Consider the following 20,862-nt stretch of genomic DNA (forward strand, 5'->3'; position numbering starts at 1 on the left):
CCCGCGCTACTCGGTTCCGTCAGCGCGTTGCGCGGAAGTCTAGGCACAGGCACCGCCGGAAGTCGCGCCAATTAACACCGGCCAAGTGCAGGACTTTCGACTTGCCGCGACGAAAGGTGACTATCTGCCGTTTCCAACGAATTCCCCCGCGGCCACCCCGCCGGGTTCACCCGGGTGGCCCAGCAAGCCCCGAGCGCCGATCCGGCCGGCTCATCCGAGCAGCTGAAGCCGAACGGGTGAGTGGTTCGGACGTCGGTCATCTCAATCCGTGCTCCATCCGAAGGATCGCCCGCGCCGCCCAGAAGAACAGTTTCCCCAGGTCACATCGGCATTTAGGGGCTTTTGCCGGGATCGTTACCATCCCTCCATCGTTGACCCCTTCGTTCGCGCTGACTTAATTTGTTGCCCCACCAGACGAACTTGGCGGTGTCAGCGTGGACTCCTCCCTGCCTCTGAGACCCGTCGGCCCGCCGCGGCCGGCGGACCAGGCCTCGGTGCGGCGCAGCAACCTCGCGCTCGTGCTGCGGCACCTGCGTGACGCCGGGCCGCGGTCGCGGGCGGGCATCGCGGCGGAGACGGGGCTGAACAAGGCCACGGTGTCGAGCCTCGTCGCGGAGCTCGTCGAGCGCCGGCTGGCGCGGGAGGGCGAGCTGGACCGCGCGGGGTCGGTCGGGCGGCCGGGCACGATCGTGGAGCTCGACGGGCGCGGGGTCGGCGGCGTCGGCGTGGAGGTGAACGTCGACTACCTCACCGCGCTGGCCCTGGATCTCACCGGCACCGTCCTCTTCGAACAGCGCGTGGCGTTCGACGTGCAAGCGCTTCCTCCGGCCAAGGTCCTCGACGCGACAGCCGAGCTGGCCGCGCGAGCGCTGCGGGAATGCCGCCGCCTCAAGGTCTCGCCCGTCGGGCTGACGCTGGCGATCCCGGCGCTGGTCGACGTGGAAGCCGGCACGGTGGCGTTCGCGCCCAACCTGCACTGGACCGACGTCCCCGTGGTCACCGGCCTGACCGAACGGCTCACCCAGCGGCTGGGCCGCCTGGGCTTCCCGGTCCGCATGGCCAACGACGCCAACCTGGGCGCCCTCGGCGAGCACGCGATGGGCAGCGTCGCCGGCACCGCGGACCTGGTGTACCTCACCGGCGAGATCGGCGTCGGCGGCGGCGTGATCTCCGGGGGCCGGCTTCTCGGTGGCGCGGAAGGGTTTTCCGGCGAGATCGGCCACATCCAGCTCGACCCGAACGGCCGCCGCTGCGGCTGCGGCCGGCGCGGCTGCTGGGAGACGATCGTGGGCCTCGCCGGGATGCTGCGGCTCGCGGCCGAGCCCAACGACCCGGTGCACGACCCGTCGCTGGATCTCGAGCAGCGCCTCGACATGCTGCGCCGCCGCGCGGAGCTGAAGGACCGCCGCACGCTCGACGCGCTGGCGAAGGTGGGCACCGGGCTCGGGGTGGGCGCGGCCGTGCTCGTGAACGTGTTCAACCCACGCGTGGTGCTGCTCGGCGGCTACTTCGCGCAGCTCGGCCCGTATCTGCTCGGCCCGATGATGGCCGAGCTCAAGGCCCGCGTGGTCGCGCCCGACATCGGCGGCTGCCGCGTGGAGCTGTCGTGGCTGGGCTTCTCGGCCGCCTCGCGCGGCGGGGCCCACGTGGCGCTGGAAGCCGTGTTCGACGACCCCGCGCGGGTCGTCGCCGGAGCTGGGGAGAGGGACAGCGGATGACGCTTCTCGAAATGACGGGGATCGGCAAGGGTTTTCCCGGCGTGCGCGCCCTCGACGACGTCGAGCTGAGCGTGGCCGAGGGCGAAGTCCACTGCCTGCTCGGGCAGAACGGCGCCGGCAAGTCCACGTTGATCAAGGTGCTCGCCGGCGCCCACCGGCCCGACACGGGGGAGATCCGCGTCGGCGGCGAGCCCGTGGAGCTGCCCAACCCCACCGCCGCCATCAAGTGCGGCATCGCCACGCTGTACCAGGAACTCGACCTCGTCGACGGGCTTTCCGTGGCGGAGAACATCTTCCTCGGCCACGAGCAGGCCAGCGTCGGCTGGGTTCGCCGCGCGACCATGCGGGCCGAGGCGCGAAAACTCCTGGACCGTCTGGGGCACCGGGAAATCCGCGTGGAACGCGAGGTCGGCTCGCTCTCGGCCGCGGGCAAGCAGATCGTGAGCCTCGCCCGCGCGCTCTCGCTCGACGCGCGCCTGATCGTGCTCGACGAACCCTCGGCCGTCCTCGCCAGCGACGAGGTCGCGAACCTCTTCCGCGTCATCCGCGGACTCACCGAACGCGGTGTCGCCGTCGTCTACATCTCCCACCGGCTCGAAGAGATCCGCGAGATCGGCGACCGCGTCACGGTCCTCAAAGACGGCCACACCGTCGCCACCGGACTGCCCGCGCGCACCACGCCGACCACCGAGCTGGTCGCGCTGATGACCGGCCGCCGCGTCGAGTACCTCTTCCCGCCCCGGCCCGCCGAAGACGTGTTCGACGACCGCCCGGTGCTGCTGGAGGTCGAGGACCTGACCGTGGCCGGCTCGTTCGAGGACGTGTCGTTCACCGTGCGGGAAGGCGAGATCGTCGGCCTTGCGGGACTTGTCGGGTCGGGCCGCTCCGAAGTCCTGGAAACCGTCTACGGGGCACGGAAACCGACCACCGGCCACGTGAAGCTCGCCGGCAAACCCCTGCGGAAAGGCGTGACGTCCGCCGTCCGCGCCGGCCTCGGCCTCGCGCCCGAGGAACGCAAGAGCCAGGCCCTGCTGCTGCAGGAATCCGTGGCCCGCAACGTTTCCCTCGCCTCGCTGCGGCGCTACGCGCGGTTCGGCTGGTTCAACTCCCGCGCCGAGACCGCCGCCGTCCGCCGCCACACCGAGGCGCTCGACCTGCGCCCGCCCGACATCCGCCGGCCCGCGGGCAAGCTGTCGGGCGGCAACCAGCAGAAGGCCGTGCTCGCGCGCTGGCTGCTCAAGGGCTGCCGCGTGCTGCTGCTCGACGAGCCGACCCGCGGGGTCGACGTGGGCGCGCGGGCCGAGCTGTACCGCGTGATCCGCGACCTGGCCGATTCCGGCGTCGCGATCGTGCTGGTGTCCAGCGAGCTGCCTGAGGTGCTCGGCCTGGCCGACCGGGTGCTGGTGCTGCGCGAAGGCCGCGTGCTCACCGAAACCCGCGCGAGCGACCTCGACGAATCGGCCGTGCTCGACCTCATCCTCGAAGAGCAGGAGCGTGCGGAATGAACGCTGAACAGGCGGTGGCACCGGAGCCCACGCGCCGGTTCTCGGTGCGGCTGCGGGAGGCGCGCAACCTCGGCCTGGTCGGGGTGCTGGCCGTGCTGGTACTGATCGGCGCACTGACCGAACCGGGCCAGTTCCTCACCACCGGCACGGTGGTGCTGGTGCTCACGCAGGCGTCGGTCATCGGCGTGATCACCGTGGGCATGACGTTCGTGATCATCGGCGGCGGCATCGACCTGTCCGTCGGGGCGGTGGTCGCGCTCGCGACGGTGTGGGCGACCACGCGCTCCACGCAGCAGTTCGGCATCGGCGGGATCGTGTTCACCGCCGTGGCCGTGGGGGTCGGCTGCGGTCTGGTCAGCGGGCTGCTCATCGCGTACGGACGCCTGGTCGCGTTCATCGGCACGCTGGCGATGCTCGCGTCGGCCCGCGGCCTGGCGATCCAGCTCTCGCAAGGGCGCACGCAGACCGTGACGTCGAGCAACCAGGCGCTCGTCGACCTCGGCTACCAGGACAGCTACGTGCTCGGCATCCCGCCGCTGGTGCTGATCTTCGCGGCCGTCGCGATCGTCGGCTGGCTCGTGCTCAACCGCACGACCTTCGGCCGCCGCACCTACGCGATCGGCGGCAACCTGGAGGCCGCGCGCCTGGCGGGCATCAACGTGAAGCTGCACACCTGCCTGCTGTACGTCCTTTCCGGACTGTGCTGCGGCATCGCCAGCGTGATGCTGATCATCCTCACCTCCAGCGGCACCTCGGGCAACGGCAACCTCTACGAGCTCGACGCCATCGCCGCGGTGATCATCGGCGGCACCCTGCTCTCCGGCGGGCGCGGCACGCTCGTCGGCTCGGTGCTCGGGGTGCTCGTGTTCACGGTCATCAGCGTGCTGTTCACCCTCAACAACCTGCCCACGGCCGTGCAGCAGCTGGCCAAGGGCGTGATCATCGTGCTCGCCGTGCTCGTGCAGCGGCGGGCTTCGCTCTACTCGAGTGAGAGGACCACCCGATGAGTACCGACATCCGCCGCCGCGCGTTCCTGACCGGAGCGACCCTCGCGGGCGTGGGCGCGCTCGCCGCGTGCACGAGCAACGAGGAACCACCACCCGCCGCCGCGACCGCACCCCAAGGTGCCCAGGACGCGCCGGGCAAGAGAGTCACGGTGGGGTTCGCCGGCCCGCAGGCCGACCACGGCTGGCTCAACGCGATCACCGTCAACGCGCGGGCCGAAGCGCAGCGCCATCCCGACGTGGAGCTCGTCGTCGCCGAGGGGTCGAACGACGCGGCCACGCAGTCGGCGCAGATCGACGCGCTGATCAACCGCAAGGTCGACGTGCTCGTGGTGCTGCCGGCCGACGGCAAGCAGCTCACGCCGGCCGGGCGCAAGGCGATGGACGCGGGCATCCCCGTGATCAACCTCGACCGGATCTTCGACTCGCCGCAGGCCTACCGCACGTGGGTGGGCGGCGACAACTACCGCATGGGGGTGAACGCCGGCAACTACATCGGCCGGCAGCTCAACGGGCAGGGCACCGTGCTCGAGCTCGCCGGCATCGACACCCTCGAGCTCACCCGCCAGCGCACGCAGGGTTTCGACGACGCGCTGGCCAACTACCCGGGCATCCGCAAGGTCGGCCGCGCCGCCGCCGAGTTCACCGTGCCGACCGGGCAGGCGCGCATGGCCGAGCTGCTGCAGGCGCACCCGCAGTTCAACGCGATCTGGAACCACGACGACGACCAGGGCGTGGGTGCGCTACAGGCCGTGCGCCAGGCCGGGCGGTCGGACTTCCTGATGGTCGGCGGCGCCGGGTCGAAGGCCGCGATGGAGGCCATCAAGAGCGACAACTCGGTGCTCAAGGCCACCGTGCTCTACCCGCCGACGATGGCCGCGTCCGCCGTGCGGCTGGCGCGGCTGCTCGGGCAGGCGAAGGGCGTGTCGGACCTGGCGGAGCAGGAGATCCCCGCTTCGGTGACCACGTTCTCGGCCGTCGTGACCAAGCAGAACGTGGACAAGTACCTGCCGGTTTCCTTCGAGTGAAAGGGTTTTCGATGGCCGGGCAGATCGGCGTCGGGATGGTGGGCTACGCCTTCATGGGCGCGGCCCACTCCCAGGCGTGGCGGACCGTGCACCACGCCTTCGACGTGCCGCTCACGCCGCGGATGGCGGTGCTGTGCGGCCGGGACGCCGCGGCGGCGTCGGCTGCCGCGGAGAAGCTCGGCTGGGCTTCCGTGGAGACGGACTGGAAACGGCTCGTGGAGTCGGACGAGGTGGGGCTCGTCGACATCTGCACGCCGGGGGACACGCACGCGGAGATCGCGCTGGCCGCGCTCGCGGCCGGCAAGCACGTGCTGTGCGAGAAACCGCTGGCCAACACGGTCGCCGAAGCCGCGGCGATGGCCGCGGCCGCCGAGGAGGCGGCCGCGCGCGGGGTGCGGTCGATGGTGGCGTTCAACTACCGGCGCGTGCCGGCGCTGGCGTTCGCGCGCCGGCTCGTCGCCGACGGGCGGCTGGGACAGCTGCGGCACGTGCGCGCGCAGTACCTGCAGGACTGGATCGTCGACCCCGAGTTCCCGCTGGTGTGGCGGCTGCAGCGGGAGCGGGCGGGGTCGGGCGCGCTCGGCGACATCGGCGCGCACATCGTGGATCTCGCGCAGTTCCTGACCGGGTCGCGGATTTCGGGCGTGAGCGCGGTGACGGAGACGTTCGTGCGCGAGCGGCCGCTGGTCGCGTCCTCGTCGGGGCTGGCGGCGTCCTCGGCGGCGGCGCGGGGCGAGGTGACGGTGGACGACGCCGCGCTGTTCACCGCGCGCTTCGCGTCGGGAGCGCTGGGCAGCTTCGAGGCGACGCGGTTCGCGGCCGGGCGCAAGAACTCGATGCGGATCGAGCTCAACGGTTCCGCGGGCAGTCTCGCGTTCGACTTCGAGGCCATGAACGAGCTGCACTTCCACGACCACACCCTCGACCCGGCGGTCGCCGGGTTCCGCCGGATCCTCGTGACCGAACCCGAGCACCCGTACGTCGGCGCCTGGTGGCCGCCGGGCCACGGCCTGGGGTACGAGCACACCTTCACCCACGAGGTGCGCGATTTCCTCGACGCGCTCGCCTCGGACACCGACCCGGCGCCGTCGTTCGCCGACGGGCTGCAGGTGCAGCGCGTGCTCGACGCGGTGGAACGCAGCGCCGCCGCCGATTCCGTGTGGACCGTTGTCTGATCAGGAGGTTTTTTCGATGGCACGACCGCTGACGCTGTTCACCGGGCAGTGGGCCGACCTGCCCTTCGAGGAGGTCTGCCGCCTCGCGAGCGGCTGGGGCTACGAGGGCCTGGAGATCGCCTGCTGGGGCGACCACTTCGAAGTCGACAAAGCGCTTTCCGACGACGGGTACGTGCAGTCCAAACTGGACACCCTCGCCAAGTACGACCTTCGCGTGTGGACGATCTCGAACCACCTGGTGGGCCAGGCCGTGTGCGACCACCCCATCGACGAGCGCCACGAGGCCATCCTGCCCGCCCGCATCTGGGGTGACGGCTCACCCGAGGGCGTGCGGCAGCGGGCGGCGGAGGAGATGAAGGACACCGCGCGGGCGGCCGCGTTGCTGGGGGTGTCCACTGTGGTCGGTTTCACGGGGTCGTCCATCTGGCACACCGTGGCGATGTTCCCTCCGGTGCCGCAGTCGATGATCGACCGCGGCTACGAGGACTTCGCGGCGCGCTGGAACCCGATCCTGGACGTGTTCGACGAGGCCGGCGTCCGTTTCGCCCACGAGGTCCACCCGAGCGAGATCGCCTACGACTACTGGACGACCGTGCGCACGCTGGAGGCGATCGGCCACCGCCCGGCCTTCGGGCTCAATTTCGACCCGTCGCACTTCGTCTGGCAGGACCTCGACCCCGTGGGTTTCCTGTGGGACTTCAAGGACCGCATCTACCACGTGGACTGCAAGGAGGCCCGCAAGCAGCTCAACGGCCGCAACGGCCGCCTCGGCTCCCACCTCCCGTGGGCCGACCCGCGCCGCGGCTGGGACTTCGTGTCCACCGGCCACGGCCACGTCCCGTGGGAAGACGTCTTCCGCATGCTCAACGCCATCGCCTACGACGGCCCCATCTCCGTCGAGTGGGAAGACGCCGGCATGGACCGGTTGACCGGCGCGCCGGAGGCGCTGGAGTTCTTGAAGCGGTTGAACTTCACGCCTCCGACGGCGGCGTTCGACGCGGCTTTCTCGTCGAAGCCCTAGCGGGTGAGCACCTGGGCGACAGGCGCGGCATGGGCGTCGGAGGCCACCCGGTTGCCGACCATGATCACGCCCGCCAGGAGGGCGAGCGCCGCGAACACGATCCCGATCACGGCCAGCGCCTTCATCGGCCGCCGCCCCATGCACCCCGCAATCCCCAGTGCCAGCCCGACCACGGCGAACGGAAACGCGATCCACGCCCGCACGTCGTCCAGCGGCAACGGCAGGAACGGCACCACCAGCCCGAGCACGCCCAACACCAGGGCGAGCACGGCGGGGGTGGCGTTGCCCTCGGCGGCAGGCTTCGGCTGTCCGGGCTGCCCGGCCCACTGCTGGGGCCCGCCGGGCTGCTGCGCCGGCGCGAACCCCGGCTGCGGCACCCCGGCGGCCGGCGGCTGTGGCACCCCGGCGGCCGGCGGCTGCGGCACCCCGGCGGGAGGCTGCGGCACCGCGGCGGGAGTGGACCACGCCTGCTGCGTCCCGCCGCTCAGCCGCCCGGCCTCGGCCGCGGGCGGCTGACCCGGCGTGTACCGCAACACGGGCCCTTGTGGCGGCGGCGGGAAAGCCGCGTCCGGCCGGGGTTCCGGCGCATCGGTTTCGGGCTGCGGACCCTCGGTCATGGTGGGGACTCCCTCGCTGGCAGGACCGCTTGGCGAGAAGAAAACATAGTGGTTCGACCACTCGCGCGACCAGCGAACGCCGTTCATCGCGGCGACCTCGGCCCCGGCTGCGCCCGTACCCGCGGTTCCCGTCCCCGCAAACGGTTCGGGGCCGGGCCCGAGCTGGAAAGCCCGGGCCCGGCCCCGAATCGCGGCGAAGTCAGTGAATCGAAGCGCCCGGCACCGTCACCGGGTGCCGAGCAGGTGCTCCAGCGCCAGCTGGTTCAGCCGGGTGAAGTGGTACCCCCGCTTGCCCGCGGCCTCCAGGTCGAACGAGTCCGCCGCCAGGTCGTCCAGGGTCTCGCCCGGGGCCACCGTCGGCACTGACAACTCGTCAACGCGCGAAGCCGACAGAGCCGCGGCCACCTCCGGGTCCGCCCGGAACGCGGCGGCCTTCTCCTTGAGGATCAAGTACATCCGCATGTTCGCCGCGGCCGAGTCCCACACGTCGGAGGGGTCCTCGGTGCGCAGCGGCTTGTAGTCGAAGTGGCGCGGGCCGTCGTAGCCGCCGGTCTCCAGCAGGTCGACCAGGAAGAACGCCGACGTCAGGTCGCCGTGGCCGAAGATGAGGTCCTGGTCGTACTTGGGGCCGTGCTGGCCGTTGAGGTCGATGTGGAAGAGCTTGCCCTGCCACAACGCCTGCGCGATGCCGTGCACGAAGTTCAGGCCGGCCATCTGCTCGTGGCCGACCTCCGGGTTGAGGCCGAACAGTTCCGGGCGCTCCAGCTGCGAGATGAGGCCGAGCGCGTGCCCGATGGTGGGCAGGAGGATGTCGCCGCGGGGCTCGTTGGGCTTGGGCTCCAGGGCGAACCGGATGGCGTAGCCCTGGGAGACGGCGTAGTCGGCCAGGAGGTCGAGGCCCTCCTTGTAGCGGTCCAGCGCGGCGCGCACGTCCTTCGCCGCGTCGGACTCGGCGCCCTCGCGGCCGCCCCACAGGACGTACGTGGACGCGCCCAGCTCGGCGGCCAGGTCGAGGTTGCGGCGCACCTTCGTCAGCGCGTACCGGCGGATGTCGCGGTCGTTGCTGGTGAGGCCGCCGTCCTTGAACACGGGGTGCGTGAACAGGTTGGTGGTCGCCATCGGCACCTTCAGGCCCGTGGCCTCCAGTGCCGCCTTGAACTTCTTGACCGCCGTGTCGCGGTCGGGCTCGGTGGCGAGCAGGTCGTCGTCGTGGAAGGACACGCCGTACGCGCCCAGCTCGGCCAGGCGGTGCACGCTCTCGACCGGGTCCAGCGCCGGCCGCGTCGCCACGCCGAACGGGTCGGCGGCCGGCCAGCCCACGGTCCACAGGCCGAACGAGAACTTGTCGTCCGGAGTGGGCGCGAAGTCGGTCATGACGATCCCCTTCAATCCAGTGCAGATTCAATCCAGTGAGTATTTAGTTCACGTTGTAGACTAAATATGCGCCCCGGAGGCCCGCCCGTCAAGGGTCACCGCTTCACCGGGGCCTCGGTACAGTTCCGGGAGGAGGCCACGGGGATGACGCAGGCGGTGCGGCACGATTCGATGCGCGCGCGCAACCTCGAACTGGTGCTCGGCGAGGTCGCCGGGCGCGGCCCGCTCACCCGTGCGGCGCTCGCGGAGCTCACCGGCCTCACCAAGTCCACCGTGTCGAAGCTCGTCGGCGACCTGCTCGACGCCGGTTTCCTCGCCGAGACCGGCCCGGCCCGCGCGGGCGAACGCGGCCGCCCCGGCGTCGAGGTCGTGCTCTCCGGCGCGCGCGTGGCGTCGCTGGGGCTGGAGATCAACGTCGACTACCTCGCCGTCTGCCTGCTCGACCTCGCCCGCACCGTGCGCTTCACCGAGCGCCGCGAGCGCGACAACCGCGGTTCGCGTCCTGAGGAAGTGCTGGGGGAGCTGCAGAACCTCGCCGAAAAAGCCCTCGCCGCAGCCGGGAACCTCACTGTCGCCGGCGCGGTCCTCGCCGTGTCCGGCCCGGTCGGCGACGGCGTGCTTTTCAGCGCCCCCAACCTCGGCTGGAGCGACGTCCGCGCCGCCGACATGCTGCACCTGCCCGTGCCCGTCACGCTCGACAACGAGGCCAACCTCGGCGCGCTGGGCGAGCTCTGGTTCGGCGCCGGACCGCCGGACTTCCTGTTCGTCTCCGGCGAGATCGGCATCGGCGCGGGCCTGGTCGTGGACTCGGCGCTGTTCCCCGGCAGCCACGGGCTCGCCGGCGAACTCGGCCACGTCGTCGTGTCCCCGGCGGGCCCGCGCTGCCGCTGCGGCGCGTCCGGCTGCCTGGAAACCTATGCGGGACAAGAAGCCCTGCTCGCGGCCGCGGGCGTCAAGACCGTCCCCGAGCTGCTCCGCAACCTCGGCACCGGCGACCCCACCGCGGCCGAGGCCGCCACCGCGGCCGGCGAAGCGCTCGGCCTCGCGCTGTCCTCGGCCGTCAACCTGCTCGACCTCGACCACGTGGTGCTCGGCGGCGTCTTCGCCCCGCTCTTCCCCTGGCTGGCGCCCGCCGCGGAAACCGTGCTGGCCGCCCGTCTGGGCCGCCTGCGCGGCTCCGTCCCGACGCTCGCACCGTCCACTGTGGGCGGTGACGCCGCCACCCTGGGCGCGGCCGGGCGCACCATCCACCACGTGCTGGCCGACCCCGGTCCGTTCCTGACTCCGGCTCATCCCCGACGGGTGAGGTGACTTCGGCACCGGCGGGCCGACGATGACGACGAAGCCCCGCCGAATCGAGGTGATCGATGACCGCCCAGCCGACCGCCCGGACACCCGACCAGGCGCGCGTGCGCCACGCCGAAGTCGCGTTGCGCTCGATGGGCCAGCCGAACTCCGTGGCCGGCGAGTTCGACTTCTGGAACGACCGCTACGAGGGGCGGCGGCTGTTCTCGGAGCTGTTCGGCACTTTCCTGCTGGTCCTCGTCGCCGTGGGCGGCGGGGTCGTCAACGCCCGGTTCGGCGGCTCGGCGATCCCGACGTCGGCGCAGGTCGTGGCGCCGGCGTTGATGGTGGCCGCGATCATCCTGTTCATGGGCACGGTCTCCGGCGCCCACCTCAACCCGGCGGTGACGCTCGCGTTCGCGGCGCGCGGTGACTTCCCCTGGAAACGCGTGCCCGCCTACCTCGTGGCGCAGTTCGCCGGTGCGGCCCTGGCCACGCTGCTGCTGTGGGCGCTGCTCGGCAAGCAGGGCGACGCCGGGCTGACGCTGCCCGGCAGCGGGATCAGCACGGTCACGGCGATGCTGTGGGAGCTCGTGCTGACCACGGGCCTGGTGAGCGTGATCCTGGGCAGCGCCTCGGGCGCCCAGCAGGTGGGGCCGCTGGCGGCGATCGCGGTGGGCAGCTACATCGCGCTGGCCGGGCTGTGGGGAGCGCCGGTCAGCGGCGCGTCGATGAACCCGGCCCGCTCGCTCGGGCCCGCGCTGGTGCGGGGCGACTGGACGTCCTGGTGGGCCTACCTCGCCGGCCCGATCGCCGGCGGCATCATCGCGGTGGGGATCGCGTACATCCTGCGCGGCCGCGGCGGCGGACGCAGCGGCGAGAAGGCGGCGCAGGGCGTGCTTCCGGGGAGCGCGGCGGCGCGCTCCCCGGAGAACACCTAGCTCACCGAGCGCACCAGCACGGTGCCGCCGCCCACGGTCGCGCCCGCGTCGTCGACCACCGACAGCCGGCCGCGCAGCACGCGGCCCGCACCCGGGGCGGCCGAGGCCGTCACGACACCCGGCACGGTCCACGTGGTGCCCGAGGCGTGCGCGGCGACCGGGTCGGTCACCGTGACGCCGCCGAACGACGGGTTCACGAACACGTCCAGGTAGTCGAACGCCGTGGTCCCGGTGGGCACGGAGTACCCGTCGACGACCGCGATCCACCCGCCCGCGGCCGGGTTCTGGATCGTCACCGACTCCTCGGAGTCACCGTCGGCGCTCTGGCCGGCGAGGACGCACGAACCGCTGGAGCAGTTGTACACCGACAGGTCCAGGTCGGCGGCGGTGTCGGCGGTGTTGCCGATCGTCACCGTCAGCGAGGACGAACCCGGCAGCACGTTCAGCTGCGTCTGCTGCTGGGCGTCCTGGGCGATCGTCGGCCGCGTGATCTTCGCGCTGCCGAAGGTGCTGCCCACCACGTGCCCGGTGAAAGCCTTGAGCGAGTTCTTCACCGTGTACGTGCGGTTCACCGCGGCACCCAGCGGAGCCGACGCGATGTCGTCCGGATTGGGCGTGATCGCGGTGCCCAGCGCGGAAACCGTCAGCTTGTACGGCGCGGTGTCCACATCGGACGTCCGCCGCGCCTCCACCGTGATCTCCCAGACGCCCGGCAGCGGGTTGGTCAGCGTGCGGCTGGTCGGCGTGCCGCCGACGCAGCCCGCGCCCGCGTCGGGGTTGTAGCAGTTGGTGGAGGTGTTGCTGTCGACCGGAACGCCGGTCGGGTCGTAGCGCAGGAAGCGCACCTGGCCCTTGCCCGGGTCACCGCCGCCGGTCAGGTCCACCTGCAGCGAGCTCGCACCCTGCGGCACGCGCAGGAAGTAGCTCACCGACTGGTTGCGCGCGATCGTGCCCGATGCGGTGAAGATGCCCGACGAGGCGAACTCCGCCGGCGCGAAGACCGTGTTCATGGTCTGCACGTCGACGCCGATCGTCAGCGGGTTGTCCAGGTACAGCAACGCCGAATGCGCGCCGGCCTGTTTGGGGTTCACCTTGACCTGGAAGGAGACGGGCTTGTTCAGTGGCAAAGACACCAGGGAACCCGAGGAGAATGTTCCGTCGTTGCCCACCCAGCGTGCGAAATACACCACCGGACGGGAAGAACCGGACGTGCGCGTGAGCGTGTACGTGCGCGTGTAGGACTTCCCGACGGTCACGCCCTCGCGGTCGTGGATGCCGACGCCGACGCCCGGGGTGGGCTTCAGCAGGTTCGCCTGCACGGTGTGCACGTCGACGGCGGTGGTCACCGTGTCCGGCTTCGGGTTCAGCGACAGCGCGACCCACGCGGCGGGCACGTTGAACAGCCCGGCGCCCTGCTCGTAAGCGCCGATCCCCGGCACGAAGCGCGCCGTGGACTTGATCGCCGAACGCAGCGCCGCGACCGGCGGCCGCTGGCCGTGGTGTGTCGCCTTGTACGCGCTCACCAGCAGCGCCGCCGCGCCCGTCGCCTGCGGCGAGGCCATCGACGTGCCCTGCAGCATCGCGTAGCCGGCGGGCAGCTCGTACGTGCCCGCGACCGGACCCGGCGCCTCCCACCGCGGCACGGTGGAGATCGCCGCGCCGGGCGCGATGATGTCCGGCTTGAAGCCACCGTCCTCGCGCGGGCCGCGCGAGGAGAACGGGTGCAGCGCCTCGGCCTTCGACACCTTGGAGCCGTAGTTCGACAGCCACGTCTCGCGCGTGATGTACGAGCCGACGCTGATCGCGTCCGTGGCCACCGACGGGTCGCCGACCGAGTTCGCGCCCGCGCCGGAGTTGCCCGCGGAGATGAAGATCTGCACGTTGTACTCGGCGATGGTGCGGTTGTAGAGCTCCGCGCGCGCGTTGTTGCCGTCGTTGAGCGCGGGCAGGCCGCCGATGGAGATGTTGATGACGTCGGCGCCGTGGCTCGCGGCGTAGACCACGCCGTCGAGCAGGCCGCTGGAGGTGCAGGAGTCCGTGGTGAGACAGACCTTCACGGCCATCACGTTCGCACCCGGCGCAGCCCCGTCCATCTTGCCGCCGAACAGGTCGTTGCCCGTCGCGATGCCGGCCACGTGCGTGCCGTGCTCGGCGCCCGCGATGCCGATGTTGACGAAGCCCGGCTTGTCCGTCTGCACCACGAACGCCATGCGCTCGGCGCGGTCGGTGGCCGGGTTGTCGGTGCCGAAGTAGCCGACGTCGAAGTTCTTGGCGTAGTCGGACATCGGCTTCTCGTCGGTGAAGTCGCCGTCTCCGTCGAGGTCCACGCGCACCTGCTTGGTGGCGGTGTCGAGGAGGACGCCCCACGAGTCGGTGCGGTCGCCGTCGCGGTTGAGGTCGCCGCCGGTCTCGCTGCCGGCGCCGCCGAGGTCGCCCGCGGTCTCCTTGAACAGGCCGAAGGTGTACGGGCCGCCGGTGGCGGGCGCGGTCCAGTCGCGGCCGCTGGAGTTGAAGGTGCCGGTGTAGGTCTGGGTGGACTGCTGGACCCACGTGCCGTCGCCGGAGTTGGTGGCGTTGGCGTTGTACCAGTCGACGATCTTGCGGTCGCCGTGGCTGGTCTTGGCCAGCGCGGGGCTGTCGAGGTCGACGCCGGAGTCGAGCACGGCGACGGTGGTGCCCTTGCCGTCCCAGCCGCCGAAGGTCTGGCCGAACTGCGCGGCGTAGGTGTCGCCGGTGGGCAGGTACGGGTTCACGCGCGGGGTTTTCTTGCCCGGAGCCGGCTGCGGGATGGGGTTGGCCGCGCCTTCGGGCTTCGGGTCGTCGCGGTGGATGAGGCCGTCGACGTCCACGGCGTTCACCGACTTGAGCTTCGCGGCCTTCTCGGCGTTCGCGACGGGCACGGAGACCTTGACGTAGTCGAGCTTCGCGTCCGTGGACTCGACCACTCCGCCGAGGGCCTTGAGGTCGTTCACGGCGGCGCTCGACCGGCCACGCTCGGCCGCGACCAGCAGCGTCACGGTGCGCTTGCCGGCCCGCTGGGCCTCGGCGACGAGCGCGCGGTCGTGGTCATCGAGGGTCTTGCCGTCGGTGGCGGCGGGGTTTCCGGGGGAGGACGGGGGCTGCGCGGCGAGCGCAGCGGGCACCCCGACGGGCGCGACGCCGAGGGCGGTGGCGAGGAGGGTGATCCCGGCCCGCCGTCTCCAGCGTGATCTCTGCTGTGTCATCGGAGCAGTACACAGGTCGGGACCATCCGCATCAATCAGACAGTCAGCCTATCGGCCGCAATTCGACGTGAGACGAACGGCCTAACCCCCACCGCCACTGGGGCCCCCCGGAACCCGACGGGCAAGACAACCCACCAAGGCAGCCACCTCTGGGGCCGAGCCGAAGCCCCGCAAATGCCGAAGCGTGAGCGGCCTGACGAGGTGACTTCGCTGGGGTCGGGGCGAAGCCCCGCAAATGCCGAAGCGCGAGCGGCCTGACCAGGTGACCTCGCTGGGGTCGGGGCGAAGCCCCGGAAATACCGAAGTGAGAGCGGCCTGATGAGGTGACTTCGCTGGGGCTGGGCCGAAGCCCCGGGAACGCCCGAGCGTGAGCGGCCTGACCAGGTGACCCCGCTGGGGGCTGAAGCCCCGGGACCGCCGAAGCGCGACCGGCCTACCAAGGCGACCACCTCTGGGGGTTCCGGGGGCGAAGCCCTCCGGGCGGGGCCCGGGGGTTGCACCCCCGGAGACACAACGAGCGAGCAAGGCCCGCGCACTCCGCGGACACACTCCGCCCACTCGCTCGTGGCAACCGAGGGAGTCGAACCCTGCGCGGCTTGTGAAGGCGGCGCCCCTGACCGGCCCTGACCCTTCGGCGGGCGACGGCTGCCGTACTTTCCAACAAGGGAGGAGTACCCCCACATTCCCAGCATCGCACATTCGTCACCCGTTCGGGCAGTGACCGGGTGACGGTGATCTCGCTGTGCCGGTGATTCCCTTTCCCCGCACCGGCCTGGCAGGCTGGACGGATGGACGATCTCCTCCTCCGCCGGGTGCGGGTCGGGCTGGGCGGCGGGCTCGCCGACGTGCGCGTGAACGACGGTCGCGTGGCCGCGATCGAGGAGCCGGGCGCCGGGTCGGGCTTCGCGGCGCGCGTGCTCGACGGGCACGGCGGCACGCTGCTGCCAGGCCTTGTCGACGCTCACGTGCACGCAGTGCAGTGGGCCACCTTCCGAAGGCGCATTCCGCTGGAGGACGCGCGTTCGGCGGCGGAGGCGGTGGAGCTGCTGCTGCGGCGGCTGCTGGAGACGGCGGACCAGCCGGGGGATCTTGTCGTCGGCGCCGGGTTCCGCGACGGGCTCTGGCCCGACAAGCCGCACAAGGACCTGCTGCAGCGCGCGTTGCCGGGCCGCGCGGTGGCGTTGTTCAGCGCGGATCTGCACACGCTCTGGCTCAGTCCCGCGGCGCTCAAGCTGATCGGCCGCGACCACCCGACGGGCGTGCTGCTGGAAAACGACTGCATGACCGCCACGGCCGCGCTGCCGTCGGCCGCGCTGGAAGTGCAAGACCGCTGGGTCGCCGACGCGCTCGGTGCGGCCGCTTCCCGTGGTGTGACAGGGATCGTGGACTACGAGTACGCGGACACCGTCACCGACTGGACCCGCCGCGTTGCCGCCGCGGCGCCGGCGACGCGAGTGGCCTGTGTGATCTCGCGGCCGTTGCTGGACGTCGCGATCTCCCGCGGCCACCGGACCGGCGACGTGCTGCCGGCCGGTGGCAGGTTGCTGACCGTGGGGCCGTTCAAGCTGTTCGTCGACGGTTCGCTCAACACCCGCACCGCCTACTGCCACGACCCGTATCCGGAGTCGGATTCCCCTGGCCTGCTTGAGCTCCCGCCCGCGGAGCTCGAGCCGTTGCTGCGGCGGGCGTGGGAAAACGGCCTGGTACCGGCGGTCCACGCCATCGGCGACAAGGCCAACACCATCGCTCTCGACGCGTTCGCCGCCGTCGGCTGCCCCGGCCGCATCGAGCACGCGCAGCTGTTGTCGTCCGACGACGTGCCGCGGTTCGCCGGGCTCGACCTCGTGGCGAGCGTGCAGCCCGCCCACCAGCCCGACGACCGCGACGTCGCCGACCGCCACTGGTACGGCCGCACCGACCGCGCCTACCCCTACCGCGCGCTGCTGGATTCCGGCGCCCGCCTCGAAATCGGCTCCGACGCGCCGGTCGCGCCGCTGGACCCGTGGGACGGGATCGCCGCCGCCGTGGGCCGCACGGACGACGACCGGCCGGCTTGGCACCCGGAGCAGGCGATCCCGCTGGCGGACGCCCTGGCCGCGGCTTCGGGCGGCCGCCGCGGAATCGCCGTCGGCGACGTGGCGGACTTGATGATCACGGCGGCCGACCCGTCGCACTTGTCTCCGGCCCAGCTGCGCGACATGCCGCTGACGGCGACGATCCTGGCGGGGAAGCCGACGCACCTGGCGTGAGCGCGGGGGTCGGTTCGGCGCGTCAGGGCGCGGCAGTACCCGCCTGCCAGCCCGAGGCCCACAGCCGATCCGGCTGCACCTCACCGCGGAACAGTCCAGCCGCACGGGCGGCGAAGTCGGCGAAGGACGTCGGGCGGAGGCCGAGCTTCGAGAACACGTCGGTGTCCACAGTGGACTCCGGACTCCCCGCGCGGCGAAGGTGGAAGAGCGCGGCGACGTCGTCCGCGAACTCCGCCGGGATCCCCGCCGCCACGACGCGGCGGTGGTGCTCCTCGGGGGCGAGGTCGACGTAGCGGATCGGCCGTCCCACGACGCCGGTCAGGATTTCGCAGACCTCCGCCATGGTCAGCGCTTGCGGTCCGGTCATCTCGTACCGGGCCGATTCGTGGCCGTCGGAGGTCGCCGCGGCGTAGACGACCTTCGCGATGTCCTCGACGTCGATCGGGGCCAGGCGGGTCGCGCCGAGGGGCAGGGCGAGCTCGCCGTCGGCGAGCATGGCCGGCACTTCTCGCAGGTAGACCTGCATGAACTGGCTCGGCCGCAGGATCGTCCAGGCGAGGCCGGACCCGCGCAGGTGCTCCTCGATCCGGGCGTGCAGCCGCGCGAACCGGAAGGCCGATTCCGCGTCCGTGCCCATCCCGGACACCTTCACGACGCGCCGCACACCGGACCGCACGGCGGCGTCGATCAGGTTGGCCTGCGCCTCGGCCATCCGGCCGTCCGCGCCGGAGATCAGGACGGCCGTGTCGACGCCGTCGAGCGCCGGGCCGAGCGTTTCCGGCGCCAGCAGGTCGCCGTGCACCGGAGAGATGCCGGGCAACGCCGGCAGCGGCCTGCGGACCAGCGCCCGCGCCGGGTGACCTCGCCGGACGAACTCGCGCACGACAGCCGAACCGGTGAGCCCGGTGCCGCCGGTGATGAGGATCATGGGGTGGCTCCTTCGTCGAATTTCCCTCTCGATCCCTGTAGACGAAGCGCTCGCCGCGAACTGACCGCGGAATCCCCCGGAGGTCCGGCGCGTTGCCGGGGTTGTGACGCCGACCACCCTTGACGACTGGACCGACCTCGACACCCGGCATCGGCCGGAGCTGCTGGGCTACTGCTACCGGATGCTCGGGTCGGCCGTCGACGCCGACGAAGCCGTGCAGGAGACGATGCTGCGGGCCTGGCGCGGGCGCGACGGCTTCACCGGTGCCGCCACGCCGCGGGTGTGGCTGTTCCGCATCGCCACGAACGTCTGCCTCGACCAGCTCCGGCGCCGGCCGCGCCGGGAGCACCCCGTCGACGTCGCCACGGCCGGCGACGCGGGTTCGCCGCTCGGCCTGGCCGAACCGGCGAGGTGGGTCGGTCCCGCGCCCGATCGCTGGCTCCTGCCACCGGGTGCCGATCCGGCGGAAACCGTGGTGCGGCGCGAATCGGTGCGCCTCGCGTTCGTCGCCGCGCTGCACACGCTCTCCGCGTCGCAGCGCGCGACGCTGATCTTGCGTGACGTCCTGAAGTTCAGCGCGGACGAGACAGCCGGGTTCCTCGGCATCACCGTGGCCGCCGCGAACGGGCTGTTGCGCCGCGCGCGGGGGCGGCTCGCCGAGCGCCCCGCGCCGGCGGCCGGACTCACCGACACCCAGCGCGCGCTGCTCGCCCGGTTCGTCGAGGCCTTCGAACGCTACGACGTGCCCGCCCTGACCGCCCTGCTCCACGAGGACGCCACGCTCGCCATGCCGCCCTACGGCCTCTGGCTCGCCGGCCGGGCCGAGATCTCGCGGTGGTTCCTGCGCGAGGACAGCCCCTGCCGCGCGTCGAGGCTCGTCCCGATCGAGGCGAACGGTTCGCCCGCCTTCGCGGTCTACCACGGCTCGCGGGCCTTCGCGGTGCTGGTCGTCGAGGTCGCAGGCGAGGGGGTCACCGCGCTCGAGGCGCACCTCGAGCCGCGGCTGTTCGGCTTGTTCGGGCTCCCGGTCGAGCTCGCCGAGGCCTACTTCCCGTGCGGGTCGGCGGTGTTGAGGGCGGCGACGACCTGGTCGTAGTCGCCGCGGGCTTCGCCGTAGCGGAGGAACTTGACGCGCTCGACCTGGATCTCGCGGGCGTCCGGTCGGGTCTCGATGAGGGTCATGACCTCGCCGATGAACTCGTCGAGCGGCTGGGCGTGGTCGTTGTCGGCCTGGCCGGGGAGCAGGTCCGTCTGCACCGACGGCGGTTCGAGCTCCAGGACCTTCACCGACGTGTCGGCCAGCTGCAGGCGCAGCGTCTCGCTGAGCATGTGGATGGCGGCCTTCGACGCGTTGTAGCTCGGCGTGATCTTGAGCGGCGTGAAGGCGAGGCCCGAGGAGACGGTCATGATCGTCGCGTCGGGACGCGTCTGCAGGTGTTCCACGAAGGCGGCGATGAGGCGGATCGGGCCGAGCAGGTTGGTGGCCACGGTGGTTTCGGCCGAGGCCAGGAACGTCTCGGGCCGGTGCCAGTCCTCCACGCGCATGATGCCGGACATGGTGACCAGCACGTTGAGGTCGGGGTGGTTCGCCAGCACCTCCTTCGCGGCGGCGTCGATGCTCGCCGGGTCGGTCGTGTCGATCTCCACGGTGCCGAGCCCCGGGTGCCGGGCGGCGAGGTCGCGCAGCAGCTCCGTGCGGCGGCCGCCGATGATCACGGTGTTGTCCTTCGCCCGCAGTTCGAGCGCGAGGGCCAGGCCGATGCCGCTGGTCGAGCCGGGGATGAAGATGGTGTTTCCGCTGATGTCCATGCCTCGACTTTGACGTTTCGCCGGGCCGAGGTGCAGAGACCGCTCATCGGGGGATCGCCGCTCCCTGGTTCGCGCGCGGCGGGGCCCGGATACTGAGTGTCATGGATCGCGCGACACTGGCGGAGTTCCTGCGCCGACGCAGGGAGGAGCTGCAACCCGAGGACGTCGGCCTGCCCGTGGGCGCGCGTCGCCGCGCGCCCGGGCTGCGGCGTGAGGAAGTCGCGTCGCTGGCCGCCATGTCCACCGACTACTACACCCGCCTCGAACAGCAGCGCGGCCCGCAGCCGAGCGAGCAGATGCTCGCGTCGCTGGCCCGCGCGCTGCGCCTGGACGCCGACGAGCGCGACTACCTGTTCCAGATCTCCGGTCGCAACGCGCCTTCGGCGGTCGCCGTCGCCACCCACGTCGCGCCCGCGTTGCTGCGGGTCCTCGACCGGCTCGACGACACGCCCGCGCTGATCCTGTCGAACCTCGGCGAGGTCCTCGTGCAGAACCGCTTCGCCGACGCCCTCTACGGCGACCACTCCCGTCACACCGGCCTCGCCCGCAGCGGCATCTACCGCTGGTTCACCGACCCGGACGAGCGCCTCATTTACCCGGAGGACGACCGCGCCCGCCAGAGCCGCGCCCAGGTCGCGGGCCTGCGCGCCGCGTACGGCTCGATGGGGCCGCAGTCCCGGGCCGGCGAGCTGGTGCGCGCGTTGCAGCACGAGAGCGCGGAGTTCGCCGAGCTGTGGGAACGGCACGAGGTGGCGCGGCGGTTCGAGGACCACAAGACGTTGATCCACCCGCAGCTGGGTGCGATCGAGGTCGACTGCCAGGCCTTGTTCACGGAGGACTGGTCGCAGTCGCTGCTGGTGCTGACGGCGGCGCCGCGGACGGAGGCCGCGGAGAAGATCCAGCTGCTCGGCGTGCTGGGGCACGAGCAGTTCGCGGCACCGGCTCGCTGATCGTTGCGCGGGGGCGGATCGGTCACGTCGCCGTG

At 71.8% G+C, this 20,862-nt stretch carries 16 protein-coding genes; 11 read left to right on the forward strand and 5 right to left on the reverse strand.

Annotation, left to right across the window (positions count from 1 at the left end; translation table 11 throughout):
* Nucleotides 1-434: 434 nt before the first annotated feature.
* The 6 genes from ACFY1H_RS43080 to ACFY1H_RS43105 are packed head-to-tail and all read left to right on the forward strand — an operon-like array spanning nt 435 to nt 7,451.
* The gene (locus tag ACFY1H_RS43080) at nt 435-1,718 is read left to right on the forward strand and encodes an ROK family protein (RefSeq protein WP_386955937.1); all 1,284 of its coding nucleotides are present in this window, start codon (nt 435-437) and stop codon (nt 1,716-1,718) included.
* Nucleotides 1,715-3,223 carry a sugar ABC transporter ATP-binding protein gene (locus tag ACFY1H_RS43085; protein WP_366583952.1) on the forward strand — a complete coding sequence of 503 codons (1,509 nt, stop codon included), beginning with the start codon at nt 1,715-1,717 and terminating at the stop codon, nt 3,221-3,223. Before ACFY1H_RS43080 ends, ACFY1H_RS43085 begins: the two co-directional genes overlap by 4 nt.
* Nucleotides 3,220-4,230, forward strand: a complete 1,011-nt coding sequence (locus ACFY1H_RS43090; RefSeq protein ID WP_360585203.1) for an ABC transporter permease — start codon at nt 3,220-3,222, stop codon at nt 4,228-4,230. Before ACFY1H_RS43085 ends, ACFY1H_RS43090 begins: the two co-directional genes overlap by 4 nt.
* Nucleotides 4,227-5,255 (forward strand): substrate-binding domain-containing protein, encoded by a 1,029-nt coding sequence (locus ACFY1H_RS43095; protein ID WP_386955938.1) that lies wholly within the window; start codon nt 4,227-4,229, stop codon nt 5,253-5,255. Before ACFY1H_RS43090 ends, ACFY1H_RS43095 begins: the two co-directional genes overlap by 4 nt.
* Before the next feature lie 11 nt (nt 5,256-5,266).
* Nucleotides 5,267-6,430 carry a Gfo/Idh/MocA family protein gene (locus ACFY1H_RS43100; protein ID WP_386955939.1) on the forward strand — a complete coding sequence of 388 codons (1,164 nt, stop codon included), beginning with the start codon at nt 5,267-5,269 and terminating at the stop codon, nt 6,428-6,430.
* A gap of 16 nt (nt 6,431-6,446) precedes the next feature.
* Nucleotides 6,447-7,451 (forward strand): sugar phosphate isomerase/epimerase family protein, encoded by a 1,005-nt coding sequence (locus ACFY1H_RS43105; protein ID WP_366583949.1) that lies wholly within the window; start codon nt 6,447-6,449, stop codon nt 7,449-7,451.
* Here ACFY1H_RS43105 and ACFY1H_RS43110 read toward each other — a convergent pair.
* Both ACFY1H_RS43110 and xylA read right to left on the reverse strand, forming a co-directional pair.
* Entirely contained in the window at nt 7,448-8,068 is a 621-nt protein-coding gene (locus ACFY1H_RS43110; protein WP_386955940.1) for a hypothetical protein, read from the reverse strand. The two genes, ACFY1H_RS43105 and ACFY1H_RS43110, sit on opposite strands and share 4 nt — an antisense overlap.
* A gap of 225 nt (nt 8,069-8,293) precedes the next feature.
* Entirely contained in the window at nt 8,294-9,442 is a 1,149-nt protein-coding gene (gene xylA, locus ACFY1H_RS43115) for a xylose isomerase (RefSeq protein ID WP_386955941.1), read from the reverse strand.
* A gap of 144 nt (nt 9,443-9,586) precedes the next feature.
* Between xylA and ACFY1H_RS43120 the strand changes: the two genes are divergently transcribed.
* Together ACFY1H_RS43120 and ACFY1H_RS43125 are read left to right on the forward strand one after the other, a co-directional pair.
* On the forward strand, nt 9,587-10,753 hold the full coding sequence (locus tag ACFY1H_RS43120) for an ROK family transcriptional regulator (protein WP_366583946.1): 1,167 nt from the start codon (nt 9,587-9,589) through the stop codon (nt 10,751-10,753).
* Nucleotides 10,754-10,809: 56 nt separating this feature from the next.
* Complete coding sequence (locus tag ACFY1H_RS43125; RefSeq protein ID WP_366583945.1) at nt 10,810-11,667, forward strand: aquaporin; 858 nt, start codon at nt 10,810-10,812, stop codon at nt 11,665-11,667.
* Here ACFY1H_RS43125 and ACFY1H_RS43130 read toward each other — a convergent pair.
* Nucleotides 11,664-14,891: a S8 family serine peptidase gene (locus ACFY1H_RS43130; protein WP_386955942.1), complete on the reverse strand. Its 3,228-nt coding sequence runs from the start codon at nt 14,889-14,891 to the stop codon at nt 11,664-11,666. The genes ACFY1H_RS43125 and ACFY1H_RS43130 overlap by 4 nt on opposite strands.
* A gap of 788 nt (nt 14,892-15,679) precedes the next feature.
* On the opposite strand from ACFY1H_RS43130, the gene ACFY1H_RS43135 reads away from it, so the two are divergent.
* Nucleotides 15,680-17,140: an amidohydrolase gene (locus ACFY1H_RS43135; protein WP_386955943.1), complete on the forward strand. Its 1,461-nt coding sequence runs from the start codon at nt 15,680-15,682 to the stop codon at nt 17,138-17,140.
* 22 nt (nt 17,141-17,162) lie between these two features.
* Here ACFY1H_RS43135 and ACFY1H_RS43140 read toward each other — a convergent pair whose 3' ends face one another.
* The gene (locus tag ACFY1H_RS43140; protein WP_386955944.1) at nt 17,163-18,068 is read right to left on the reverse strand and encodes an SDR family oxidoreductase; all 906 of its coding nucleotides are present in this window, start codon (nt 18,066-18,068) and stop codon (nt 17,163-17,165) included.
* 103 nt (nt 18,069-18,171) lie between these two features.
* Between ACFY1H_RS43140 and ACFY1H_RS43145 the strand changes: the two genes are divergently transcribed.
* Entirely contained in the window at nt 18,172-19,164 is a 993-nt protein-coding gene (locus ACFY1H_RS43145; RefSeq protein ID WP_366583941.1) for an RNA polymerase subunit sigma-70, read from the forward strand.
* Here the strand turns inward: ACFY1H_RS43145 and ACFY1H_RS43150 are convergent.
* A complete protein-coding gene (locus tag ACFY1H_RS43150; RefSeq protein ID WP_386955945.1) occupies nt 19,113-19,877 on the reverse strand; it encodes an SDR family oxidoreductase in 765 nt (254 codons plus the stop codon). The two genes, ACFY1H_RS43145 and ACFY1H_RS43150, sit on opposite strands and share 52 nt — an antisense overlap.
* 101 nt (nt 19,878-19,978) lie before the next feature.
* Between ACFY1H_RS43150 and ACFY1H_RS43155 the strand changes: the two genes are divergently transcribed.
* Nucleotides 19,979-20,827 carry a helix-turn-helix transcriptional regulator gene (locus ACFY1H_RS43155; protein ID WP_366583939.1) on the forward strand — a complete coding sequence of 283 codons (849 nt, stop codon included), beginning with the start codon at nt 19,979-19,981 and terminating at the stop codon, nt 20,825-20,827.
* Nucleotides 20,828-20,862 lie beyond the last annotated feature (35 nt).

It is taken from the genome of Amycolatopsis sp. NPDC001319, from assembly GCF_042896185.1.
In the GTDB taxonomy this organism is placed as follows: Bacteria; Actinomycetota; Actinomycetes; order Mycobacteriales; family Pseudonocardiaceae; genus Amycolatopsis.